The sequence below is a fragment of the Desulfosporosinus sp. Sb-LF genome (assembly GCF_004766055.1).
GTDB lineage: Bacteria > Bacillota > Desulfitobacteriia > Desulfitobacteriales > Desulfitobacteriaceae > Desulfosporosinus.
Map to the genome: position 1 here is coordinate 86828 of NZ_SPQR01000013.1, position 12313 is coordinate 99140.

Annotated in this window: 9 protein-coding genes and 1 rRNA gene; 8 read left to right on the plus strand and 2 right to left on the minus strand. The window is 42.1% G+C overall.

All coding sequences use genetic code 11. The features are described from left to right. The first annotated feature begins 9 nt into the window (after positions 1–9). Together E4K68_RS16945 and E4K68_RS16950 are read left to right on the plus strand one after the other, a co-directional pair. Positions 10–447: an ABC-2 transporter permease gene (locus tag E4K68_RS16945; protein WP_243450416.1), complete on the plus strand. Its 438-nt coding sequence runs from the start codon at positions 10–12 to the stop codon at positions 445–447. Positions 448–474: 27 nt separating this feature from the next. Then, positions 475–2634, plus strand: coding sequence for a DEAD/DEAH box helicase (locus E4K68_RS16950; RefSeq protein ID WP_135380098.1), 2160 nt, complete (start codon positions 475–477; stop codon positions 2632–2634). A 201-nt stretch (positions 2635–2835) separates the two neighbouring features. Here E4K68_RS16950 and E4K68_RS16955 read toward each other — a convergent pair whose 3' ends face one another. Next, positions 2836–3255, minus strand: a complete 420-nt coding sequence (locus E4K68_RS16955) for an ABC transporter permease (protein WP_158291445.1) — start codon at positions 3253–3255, stop codon at positions 2836–2838. 162 nt (positions 3256–3417) lie between these two features. Here E4K68_RS16955 and E4K68_RS16960 point away from each other — a divergent pair, with 162 nt between their 5' ends. Continuing rightward, positions 3418–4593, plus strand: a complete 1176-nt coding sequence (locus tag E4K68_RS16960; RefSeq protein ID WP_135380100.1) for a PLP-dependent aminotransferase family protein — start codon at positions 3418–3420, stop codon at positions 4591–4593. Positions 4594–4663: 70 nt separating this feature from the next. Further along, on the plus strand, positions 4664–6196 hold the full coding sequence (locus E4K68_RS16965) for a PLP-dependent aminotransferase family protein (RefSeq protein ID WP_135380101.1): 1533 nt from the start codon (positions 4664–4666) through the stop codon (positions 6194–6196). 311 nt (positions 6197–6507) lie between these two features. Here E4K68_RS16965 and E4K68_RS16970 read toward each other — a convergent pair whose 3' ends face one another. Continuing rightward, positions 6508–7125, minus strand: a complete 618-nt coding sequence (locus E4K68_RS16970; RefSeq protein ID WP_135380102.1) for a hypothetical protein — start codon at positions 7123–7125, stop codon at positions 6508–6510. Between the two features lie 385 nt (positions 7126–7510). Here E4K68_RS16970 and E4K68_RS16975 point away from each other — a divergent pair, with 385 nt between their 5' ends. The 4 genes from E4K68_RS16975 to E4K68_RS16990 form a co-directional block, all read left to right on the plus strand. Continuing rightward, positions 7511–7900, plus strand: coding sequence for a MarR family winged helix-turn-helix transcriptional regulator (locus E4K68_RS16975; protein WP_243450417.1), 390 nt, complete (start codon positions 7511–7513; stop codon positions 7898–7900). A gap of 134 nt (positions 7901–8034) precedes the next feature. Beyond that, positions 8035–9165: a 4Fe-4S double cluster binding domain-containing protein gene (locus E4K68_RS16980; protein WP_135380104.1), complete on the plus strand. Its 1131-nt coding sequence runs from the start codon at positions 8035–8037 to the stop codon at positions 9163–9165. Positions 9166–9737: 572 nt separating this feature from the next. After that, on the plus strand, positions 9738–11711 hold the full coding sequence (locus E4K68_RS16985; protein WP_243450420.1) for a PBP1A family penicillin-binding protein: 1974 nt from the start codon (positions 9738–9740) through the stop codon (positions 11709–11711). 507 nt (positions 11712–12218) lie between these two features. Continuing rightward, positions 12219–12313, plus strand: a 16S ribosomal RNA gene (locus E4K68_RS16990); the annotation flags it as partial.

A 12313-nucleotide genomic window follows, 5' to 3' on the forward strand; every position in this document is an offset into this window, starting at 1 on the left:
TATTCCTGGATGCCATCAACCGTTCTCGCGATCCTGTCTTTCTTTCTCGCCCAAGTGGTAGTATCCGTCACTGGAATCCCTATCCCCATAAACCAGATCTCTTTAGAGGGAGTCGCTGGGGCTCTTGTTGCCATGTCTGTTTTAATGTCTATCTATTTTCCAATTTACTTCAAGTTTGGCTATCTCCGATCTAGAATGGTCGGCATGATCTTATTTTTTGCATGTTTCTTCTTTTTACCTATGGCAGTTGCTCTGACTGTGCACGGGCTTGGAGGCGTGGATAACCCGGTTGTGAGAACTATAGTTGCTACTATGCAAAGAGCCATAGGCTGGCTACAAACTCAAGCAGATTGGCAAATAGCTAGTTATTTGTTAGCCCTAGGTTGGATTTTGATGGCCGCTTCGGTTTCTCTTTCTTTGAGGTTCTATACCAAAAGGGAATTCTAGAGTTAGTTAATCGCGCAAATACAACAAATGGGAGGAGTATTTACGGATACCTTTAAACTTTTATCTAAGAAAATGCAACAACGAATCTGGGCTATGAAATGGGAGTATTTTACCCCGGTTCAGGATCAGACGATCCCGCTTATCATGCAGACGGACTCAGATATCATAGTTTCAGCGAACACAGCTTCGGGAAAAACCGAAGCTGCTTTTCTACCTATTATTACGAAAATTGAGGATCGTGCTCAGAAAGAGTTAAAGGCACTCTATATTTCTCCACTTAAAGCGTTAATCAATAACCAATTTGATCGGATTGAACGCTTATGCCAACATTGTGAGATTAATATCTATCGTTGGCATGGGGATGTAGGCCAAAGTCACAAAAACAAACTACTTAAAAGCCCTTCGGGAATTCTTCAGATTACGCCTGAATCCTTAGAAAGCCTTTTTATTAATAAGACGGGGTATTTGAAACCTCTTTTCCAGGGCATAGAATTTATCGTGATTGATGAAATCCACTCGTTCCTCGATTCTCAGCGAGGCACGCAACTACGTTCCTTGTTATCGAGGATGGAAACGTATACGCGGGTTCGACCCCGTATTATTGGCTTATCCGCAACTATTCGAAATTTTACTCTGGTAAAACAATGGGTTAATTATCATCGACCCGAAGAGGTTAAAGTGGTCGAAGCGTCGGATGAGGGCAAGGAACTTCAGTATTCCTTATTACATTTTCCCGCTGGAAAGGAAGGGAAAATACCCTTAGGGCTTTTCGAGGACCTGAGAGAGGTCACTAGAGAGTATCAATCTCTCATTTTTTGTAACAGTCGAGGCACGGTGGAAGAAACGACGGTCACGCTTAACCGTTTAGCCGAAAAGGAGGGGATCCAAGAAGGGTACTTTGCTCATCATTCCTCGATCGATAAAGCCGAAAGAGAGTACGTCGAGAAAAGGTTGGCGACGTCAAGAACCCCTCAGAGTATTGTTTGTACCAGCTCGCTAGAACTTGGGATCGATATTGGAGCGCTCGATTTGGTCTGTCAACTGGACACTACCTTTACGGTTTCCTCCCTCAAGCAACGCATGGGGCGTTCTGGCAGAAGGCAAGAAGACGCGCAAATCCTTCAGATGTATACCACCAGTGAAGACAGCTTGGTACAGTCCATTGCCGTCATGAAGCTCTTACTCGAAGGATGGATTGAGCCAGCTGCGGGTTATCCTGTGCCCTATGATATTGCCTTTCATCAAATCATCTCTCTTTGTCAGGAGTATAATGGCATGACTTGGAGTCAACTCCTTCATATCCTCGAAAAAAATGCTGCCTTTTACAAGCTTTCCAAGCAGGATATGGTGAACCTCATTAATCATATGGTGATGACGGAGATGTTAGAGATCGTTCCTGGACACAATGAGTATATTGTGGGGCTAGAGGGAGAGCGACTATTAAGAGGAAAGGATTTTTACTCGGTCTTCATGGTGGCCCTTTATTATGAAGTGTACTGTGGCATGCGCAAGATCGGGCAACTCGATAAAGGAGTTAGGTTTGATATTGGGGAAAACGTCATCTTAGCAGGAAAGCTATGGACCATTAAGGATATGGACACGAAGAAGAATAAGATTTTCGTCCAAGCTGCGGTGAATGCTAAAAAGCCAAAGTATCTGAGTGATCCAGGTAAGATTGATCGTAAAATCGCAGAAACGATGGTTAACGTTTTGTGTTCGGAGGAACAATTCCAATACCTTGACGCCAAAGCAACAGAGTGTCTGTCGAGTACGCGACGAAAGTATTCCATGTATCATGTATCTGCCAATCAGCGTATTGCATGGGAGGAGCGTGAGGTTCTGGTCTTTGAGCCTTTTGCGGGAACTGTGATTTGTAATACTCTGATTTGGCTGCTCAGAGCGGTATCTGGTCTTGATATCAAACGCAGGCCGAGTCAAATAGAACGCATTGTATTGCCAAAGGATGTGGTGTTTTCAGACCTTATAGACAGGATCCGAAATCGAGTTTGGGAGGAAGCGGATCTGGTCTTGTTCATCAGGGAAAATGAGTGGCTGGTAACAAGATACTCGCCCTATTTGACGGACGAGCTGCAACAAAAAATGCATTTAAAGAGCGAACTAGATCTTAAAGGGGCCTTGGACTTTCTGGAGAGTTATCAATTTGTTACTATTTCTTTGACTGAATAAGGAAGGGTATCAATGAAACATCGTTACTTTGTTCCTTTGTTTCCCCTGATGTGAAAAGTTCGGTGTTAATTGGCCTCGTCGCAACCGCATTAATGATAAGAGACGCAGGGTGATCTGTGTCTCTTATCATTAAAACTTTAAATACATCCTTTTCACCGAAAAATATCCAATCATGACCCCGACAGGAACCATCCCCAGAGCTCATATCCAGGAGCGAGTTAGTAAAACTACTTCAAGACCAAGTAACAGTTGGCCTGGCAAAGCCATTAAGGAGATGGCCTTCCTCGCCGCCTCCATCTTTGTCTCTGGTAGCCAAGGGAAATAATTAAAAAATGGGGCATTAATTACTTCCGGCCAGGAGATCCCCACAACATTGGTCAACATAATCAAAAATACAATCCAAAGAAGCCATTTGTAATCTCCTGGAAAGACTATAATCATGACTAGGTAGGTCCCAACAAGTTTGAAGTAGAAACCGACGTCCCCTTCATTACGTAACACGGCCTTGAGGCACATTTCCACTAATCCATTCACTGGGCTTCGTTTCTCAAAAAGCAGGTTCGAGTTTCTGAATAATAATGGGCGTTTCCTAGAGAAGCTGGGTTTTTTTACATAACGCAAAAAGCAATAGCCAATGCAGAATCAAATAATGAGAAATGATCCATTGAACATTGTCGAGGATTATTGGGAATTGGATGATAGATGTAATCATCCAATTGGATGTTGTAAGGTGGGAATCTCCCCCATATAATTAGCCTAAAACTTTATAGGGGGAAAATAACTATGCAACATACTTATGCCGAAAGAGTAAATCACATGGAAAATTCAGCGATTCGCGAACTTCTAAAAGTCACTGAACAACCGCATGTTATTTCTTTTGCTGGCGGTCTTCCAGCCCCAGAGTTGTTTCCACTCTCCGAAATCAGGGAATCTTATACTCAAGTTCTCGGAGCTGGCGACCATTCCGTTCTCCAATACGGAACTACCGAGGGATATTTACCCTTACGCGAGGTGATATCCGCCCAAATGCGCGCTAAGGGTATCCAGGCTGAACCAGAAAACATTTTCCTTACGAACGGTTCACAACAAGGTTTGGATCTTATCGCAAAGCTATTTATCAATCCTGGCGATGTGGTGCTCCTGCAGAGTCCAAGCTATCTTGGAGCCATCCAAACCTTTCGAAGTTACCAGGCCAATTTTAAATCAATCCCAACAAATGGGGCAGGAATTGATGACATTGCTCTCGAATTATCTATAAAACTGAACCGTCCCAAGATCATTTACCTTGCTCCAACTTATCAGAATCCAACCGGCACTACCTTTACTATTGAAGAACGAAAGGCGGTGCTTCGCATAGCGAGCAAATACGGTGTTCCTGTGTTAGAGGATGATCCCTACGGTGAACTCCGCTATGATGGTTCTGCCTTACCAGCGATCAGGTCTTTCTCCACCGAGGATGAGGTGATTTATCTAGGCACCTTTTCTAAGACCCTTGCTCCTGGACTTCGACTCGGTTGGATTGTTGGTGGAAAGAATCTGATAGACAAACTCGTCGTAGCAAAAAAAGGGACGGATTTGCACACCAGCACCCTCTTACAAAGGGCTACTCACTACTACCTGACGCATTTTAACGCGACTGAACACATCGAAACGATTCGCCAAGCCTATAAAGTGCGAAGAGATCTTATGCTTAACGAACTCAAAGAAAACTTCTTTGATCGGGCGATATGGACTGAGCCAAATGGAGGTATGTTTATTTGGCTGACCCTACCGGAAAGATATGACACTCTTGACCTCTTGCCCAAGGCATTGGCTGGAAATGTGGCCTATGTTCCGGGAGCCCATTTCTTTGTAAATGGGGGGGGATGCAGTAGCATGAGATTAAATTTTTCCAATCCTACCCCACTGCAAATAAAACAGGGAATTAAACTTCTGGCGAATATACTGACAATTGACTGATGGTACGAGGTTAGAAGTTCGGATCTCAAAACCTCGTGCATCGAATTTGTAATGTGAGGGAAAACGAATCATGAAACTGCACTTAGACCGTTCCATTAAGACGCCGCTTTATTTACAGATCAGGAGCCAGATTCGTCAACTCATCCTTGATAACGATCTTTCGCCCGGTTTTCGCCTCCCTCCTGAGCGAAAGCTCGCCACCTCGTTAGGCGTTAATCGAACCACAGTTGTGAATGCCTATCATGAGCTGGTAGCGGATGGATTGATACAGCCACACGTTGGCAAAGGAACCATCGTACGTCCCCCTCGGCCGACAGAGCATTCCTTTGACCGTTTTGCTAATGCCAATGCAATTCAGCCGATATCTTGGCAGAATTTTTATACCAGGCAGTCTGAACGCATGCACAATCCGGTATTGGCGTCAATATTGGATGAGATCGGTGAGGAGGATCAGATTTCTTTCGCCTTGGGATCGCCAGCAGGTGAATACTATCCGCTAAAAGAATTCAGTGAAATAAGTAAGGAAGTAATGCGTCCTGGCAATTGGCAGGTTTTCGAATACGGACCTACCATTGGGCATTATCCTCTGCGCCAATACTTAGCGAATTGGCTTGGTCAGCGGAGCATACATACTCAAGCTCAAAGTATTTTAATGACTTCAGGTTCTCAACAGGGACTTGATCTGCTGACGAAAGTTTTCTTAGAGCCAGGTGACTATATTGTGATGGAGGAGCCTTCCTTCCTGGGCGCTATAGGAGTTTTTAAGGCAGCGGGCGCTCATATTCTCACTGTACCTTTAGATCAGGAAGGCATGAAAACGGATGTTTTAGAACAGATTCTCTCGCGTCATCGGCCTAAATTCATTTACACCCTTCCGACGTTCCAGAATCCATCGGGAACAACCATGAGTTTTGCGCGACGACATAAGCTTCTCAAATTGGCCTATCAATACCATGTGCCCATCGTGGAAGATGACCCCTACAGCGAACTTTATTACGAAAATCAGCCATTCCCTTCCCTAAAGTCTTTGGATGAGCACGAACATGTAATATATCTTGGAACGTTCTCGAAAATACTCTTTCCGGGCCTTCGCCTTGGCTGGTGTGTGGCACCTTTTCCAGTGCTAGAGCAATTGTCCCTTGCCAAACAGCACGTTGACCTTCATACTAGCACCACGGTTCAATGGGTGATGACGGAATTTTGCAACCAAGGACTGTTGGACGAACACCTTCCCATCGTAAGAAAGCAATACATGCGACAACGCGATGCCATGGTGACCGCTTTAACGGAGTTTGCGCCTCAAGGTTTATCTTGGACAGTACCGGAAGGTGGGTATTACTTGTGGTGTGAACTGCCACCAGGCATGAAAGCTGCGGCACTGCTCACCAAAGCAGCGGAAAAGAAAGTGACTTTTGTCCCGGGAAATGCCTTTTACGTCAGCTCTGGAGGGAAAGACCGGATCAGACTCTGTTTCAGCCGTCATTCCGAAACAACGATTAGAGAAGGAATCTACCGCCTCTGCAAGACTATTTCAGAGATATTAAATCAGCCTCACCCTAGTGGTACGACTAATCGACCTCGATATAGCGAACCTTTGGTGTGAATGTATAAAAGAAGGAGCTTGATTTAATCAAGCTCCTTCTTTTATACATTCACGAACTAAATCTATATCCCGTATGCCGTAATGCCTCGATAAATTCCAGATTAGATAGGAAGTCAGAGATGAATTTGAGCAAAGACGAAAGACTTTTAAAGCGAAAGGCTTGCTAAAACAAGCTTCCGTTCTTGAAATTACGACGACTCACACGAGGAGTCATGTAGGGGTTTTCGCTGATATTATTATTTTATAACATGGTTTTGAGATAATACTAATTAGTAAATTTGCCATGATTTGGGCAATCTACGGTCTATTTATCAAGCGTGGTTTTTGTAAGTATTTTCATTCCAGGTGCTCCAGCAAAACCAGGAGCCAAATACCAAGTCGTTTAAATTTTCATAAGCTATGGGATTAGATAGTTCGATTTTGATTATAAAACGAGTTATTGCACTAGATATAACGTCCCCTTTGTCTTGTGGAACCTTAAATGGTTTATTAATAAATGTTGGTAGGGATAAGAAATTGGTATTGATAAAATCTAATAATATATTAAGTGCATATGAACGTGACACGCCTCTACTAAAGCCGTGCGTTTTTAAAAATTTGGTTAATTCCTTAGCTAAGAGGTCGGATTTTTTTTCTACATCGTCTACATTGGTTAATGCCCTTACAAACTTAGTTCCTTTAGGGGTAATAGAATAACTTTCTCTTTCCTCGAGCTTAAAATAACCTTTAAGGTTACCCCTTCGGCATATTTCCTTTATAAAATGATTGGGAATATCCAATATAAATCTCGATTTTAAGTACGATTTAATTTGGCTAAATCCTATAGTCTCTGCATGAGAGTCTATAACGAACGCTACAAAGGGTATAAACGAGCTTATATGATCCTGTTCTTCGTACAATGATTCACGTGTAGCAATCAATCTATCCATCGAAATCCTCCTAATTAATTTAGTTTAAACATTGAGAAAAAAAGTACAAATAAAATTAACAAAATGTAATTGTCAAAAGAAGTTTTACGCCCAGCTCTCAGTAGTGTATATTATCACAATATTTCTGAAAAGTGAATTGAATTCACTGTTTTAGAGTTATTTGGGGAATTTATAAAAATGGTGTAGCCAGGACCAGGACCGGTGGATAAACATTAGGAGAAACAATAAACTTGTCATATTGACATAATGTGTTATAAGACATATATTTAAGAGAATAAGTGTATATACACATTAAATTTTATAGTCTGCATAATAACTGTAGAAAGGCGATAGGTCAATGAATCATATCAGATGCAATCCGAAATCTCCTAGTCCTTGTCATTGTTTGAATATAAGGCGGGCTTCCCAGGCGGTAACCCATTTTTATGAAAAGGTTTTAGAACCAAGCGGATTAAAAATAACGCAGTATTCGTTATTGCGGAATCTTGAACCGATAGAGCCAGTTAGCATGAGCGTGCTGGCTAAAATCATGCGCATTGACAGAACTACTCTGAATCGAAATATGAAGCCACTGTTGAATGCTGGTCTAATAAAGGTTAATTCTGGAAAAGATTCGCGTTCCAGACAGGTGATGCTCACCGAAGCTGGTAAAGTCGCGTTGAGTAATGCTTGGGCACTATGGGCTGAAGCACAAACATTAATGGAAGAATATCTGGGAGTAACAGAATTAGAGGGCTTCGAAAAATTGCTTACAAAACTAGAAGGTATGGCTTAGGCAAAAATCTACGTGGGTAGAAATACTTATAAAGAGAAGTTACTTATTATAAATTATGTGTATATACATGTTTATTGAATATATTAACTAAATTTAATCAGTGACATCCGAGAAAATGAGAGGAGAAATGAACTATGTCGCTTACAACGCAAATTAAAGAATTCGCCTTAGATATTGGGTATAGCAAGGTCGGCATTATTCCTGCCGAAAGCTTTCCAGAGTACATCACTGATTTAACCAATAGGCATGAAATGTATTCTTTTTATATCAAAGGGTCGTTTCGTCCGTTGGTTGGAGCGGAACTACGTTCGCTGATGCCGACAGCGAAATCAATTATTACGACGGTTTATGATTATTCGCAAAAGAACTTTCCGAAGGAACTGACTGATAAAATTGGTAGGGTTTATCAAGCGAGGTGTTATAATGCACCACCTGAGCGTATCAATGGCTCCAGACCGCAATTGATGAGGGAATTCCTGCGTAAATTCGGTTGCGAAGTGGGTGATAAGATTAGTTTGCCAGAAAGATTGGTTGCGGCGAAAGCGGGCATTGTGAATTATGGTAAAAACAATTTTGCTTATGCTGAAGGGGTTGGGTCCTTTATTTACCTTACATCGTTCGTCGTTGATAAAGAGCTTGACTATGATAGTCCGACCGTTGAGGTAGGTTGCCCGGAAGGGTGTTCCGTCTGCATGAAAGCTTGTCCTACGCAAGCCATTTATGAACCGCTAAAATTAGATCCTCGCCGTTGCATAGCGTTTAATACATTTATGACGCAAGATCGCATAGCCGGCAGTCACATTGAACCTGAAATCCGCGAAAAAATGGGGACGAAAGTACATGGATGTGACATCTGCCAAGAGGTATGCCCTCGCAATCAGGCAAGGTTGAAAGCAAAACTCCCAGACGATGAGTATTTGGTGAACTTCGCTCAGAATTTCAGTCTCTCTCAAATGCTCAATATGACGGATGAGTTTTATTCGACAAGAATTCAGCCGCTAATGTTCAACTACATAAGAGATAGAAAATACTTTCAGAGAAATGCCGCCATCGCTCTGGGTAATCTAGGTGACCCAGCCTTTGTCCCCGATCTGGAAGTTGCCATGAAGGATCCAGAAGATTTAGTACGTGAATACGCTGCCTGGGCTTTAGGAAAAATCGGAGGTAGGTCGGCCAAAGAAGTTCTTAAGGCAAGTCTAAGCAGGGAAACTTCTGAGTCTGTAAAAACAGAGATTAGCGGGGCGATATCGAAAGCCACTATCTAAATAAGAACTTGAGCAAGGACAACTTGGAGGATTAAGACCTTTTTGAAATTCAATTGTTCGATTATACTCCTGCAAAGTGGCCAAAGATTATGAATGTTAATCTCGTAAAATTGATGAGGCTGTAACAAACTGAAAACAGGTTTGTTACAGCCTCATTAATTTTTTTGATTGTTCCAGATATACATGAACTTTGTAATAAGAAATAAAATTAAAAAGAGAGTATGCTTGTTTCGCTGTCATCTATATTCGGTTCGACGAGTATTGATTGTAAATACGAGAGTTGAGTTGATTACTGTGAAGTTTCATCATATAAAGTACTTTTTCATAATGTTTACGTATCATTATGTGTTTTTATGAATATAAATAGGTTTTCCAGACTATAAGTTTCATCGTATGCTACGCGGCAAATACGAACAGAATAGTTCACCCATGATAAAATATTAACAATAGAATTATGCCTTCTTGTAACGTTATAGTGAGCAGGAATGGTTTATTATCTACATTGTTTATTTCAGTAGAAAGAAGGGTCATGGTTGAAAGAGTTTCTGAAAAAACCCAGACTTTGGTATATATTGGGTATTGCAATACTGGCGTTCTTCATCTCGGTTGTCGGAGGAACTATGTTTTGGATTACCTCCTTGGATATTAGCAAATTAGAAAGCCCTCTTTCACAACCCTCTGTTCTCTATGATCAAGACGGCAACCCAGCTTCTCAACTCTCTTCTTCGCGAATCGAACCCATTACGCAAAAGCAAATCCCTCTGCAAATGAAAAACGCCATTGTTGCAGTAGAAGACCGCCGTTTTTATGAGCATCAAGGGGTCGATATTCGGTCGATCTCGCGTGCTCTTGTCCGCGATTTAATATCTGGTGGCTTTTCCGAAGGGGGAAGCACAATTACCCAGCAATTAGCTAAAAATCTTTTCTTGCCTTCGGATAAGACGTTCTCTCGGAAATTTAAGGAAGCCGCCTATGCCATGAAAATCGAGTACTTGCTTGATAAGGATCAAATTCTAGTAGCTTATCTTAACCAAATTTACTTTGGCGAAGGGTGTTGGGGCATTCATAATGCAGCCCAATTTTATTTCAGGAAAAAAGTCGAGAACCTCACCTTAGAAGAATCCGCAATGCTCGCCGGACTTCCCAAAGCCCCTAGCTCTTACTCCCCGCTTAAAAATAAGGAAAAGTCTTTGGAACGAAGAAATTTGGTTCTCAACTTAATGAAAGAACAGAGTTATATCTCTGTTAATGATTATGAGAAAGCGAGTGCTCAACCGATTCTCCTAAAACAAGGAACAGAAGAGAGTCTTTCAGGCCAATATGCCCCTTACCTAGATTATGTGATCGAAGAAGCGATTAACCGCTTAGGATTTACCGAAGCACAAATTCTAAGCGGAGGTCTACAAATATACACGCAGATGAACCCTGTGATCCAAAAAGAAGCTCAAGATGTTTATAAAGATAACAGCATCTTTCCAGCTGGTAAGGAAGACCAAACTCTCCAAAGCGGAGTGGTCATAATTGATCACCATACAGGAGCAATTAAAGCTTTAGTGGGATACCGAGGAGAAAGCACTTACCGTGGGTTTAACCATGCTACACAACTCAAACGCCAACCGGGCTCTTCTTTTAAGCCTTTGGCAGTCTATGGCCCAGCCTTAGAAAAGGGCTATTCTTCTAATTCCCTGCTTAATGACAATCCGTTAAATATAGATGGGTATGAGCCCGCCGATGAAGACCATAGAAACCGAGGTTATATCACGATGCAAGAAGCCGTGCGGAACTCTTGGAATATCCCCGCTGTTTGGTTACTAAACAGGATTGGTCTAGATAGTGGCGTTGATTTTGCCTCCAGAGCTGGAATCCCCTTAGAAAAAGACGATCACACTCTCAGCTTAGCCTTAGGAGGTCTTTCTAAAGGGGTATCACCACTTCAGATGGCGCAAGCCTATGGAGCATTTGCCAATCTCGGGGTTATGAATAAAGCCTATGCCATCTCAAAGATTACTACGAAAGAAGGTCGAGTCTTAGTCCAAACGCAACCTGCATCGGTTAAAGTAACCACTCCAACGGTAGCATATGAGATGACTCTCCTTCTACAAGATGTTGTAAGATATGGTACGGGCAGAAATGCTAATCTTGGACGACCTACCGCTGGTAAAACCGGTTCAGTCGAACTCCCTCCCACCAAGGAGTTTTCAGGGATCAGCAAAGGGGCTAAAGATGTTTGGTTTGTGGGTTATACGCCTGAACTAACGGCTGCTGTTTGGATGGGCTATGATAAAACCGATCGCAGTCACTACCTCACCACTACCGGCGGCTCTGGCCCCGCCGTTGTTTTCCATGAAATTCTATCACGAGTACTGAATTCTACTCCGATTGTACCTTTTGAGGTCCCTCTGGAATACGTTGGTAACCAATCTGTATACTCAGTGGAAAATGAACAGTTGGCCCAACAGAAGGACAGTACAAATGAAAATAACGCTGATAGATCCAACGATCAAGGTCAGAGCCAAAGCCAAGACCAGAGTCAGGATCTGGACTAGAGAAATAAGTATATTTAGGGAATGTTAGACCGTTCAGTGAGTTTTTAATAAAGAAAAATATCTATGAAGTACTCGCTTATATTAATTTATAACTTTCCATTACTCCTATTACTTTAGAAACATATTGTTCCAATACGGCCTGTCTATTTGAATAGGGGATCGATAAGATTCTCTTACGAATCGCCTGGAGCAGGATGAATAAAAAAACTGTTGACAACACATGCTAAAGGGAGTATTCTAACTGAGCGCCACAAAGACGCAAACCGATTGAAAAAGGTAAGGGGTAAAACCTTTGAACTAATCAATCAGAACAAACAAATTAGTGATTGACAACGTGAGTTGAAAATGCTAAGATGTAATTCCGGCCCAAACGGGTGCTGGAAACAAAGTTTAAACCATGGTCTTTGAAAACTAAACAACAAGGACAGCCAATGAGAGAAACTCGAAAGAGTTTCAAAGAAACAATGAGCAAGTCATCATCTTCTTCAATAAGAAGTTGAAATAACTTTTTTGGAGAGTTTGATCCTGGCTCAGGACGAACGCTGGCGGCGTGCCTAACACATGCAAGTCGAACGGAGAATTTCAATAAGTTTACTTAGCGA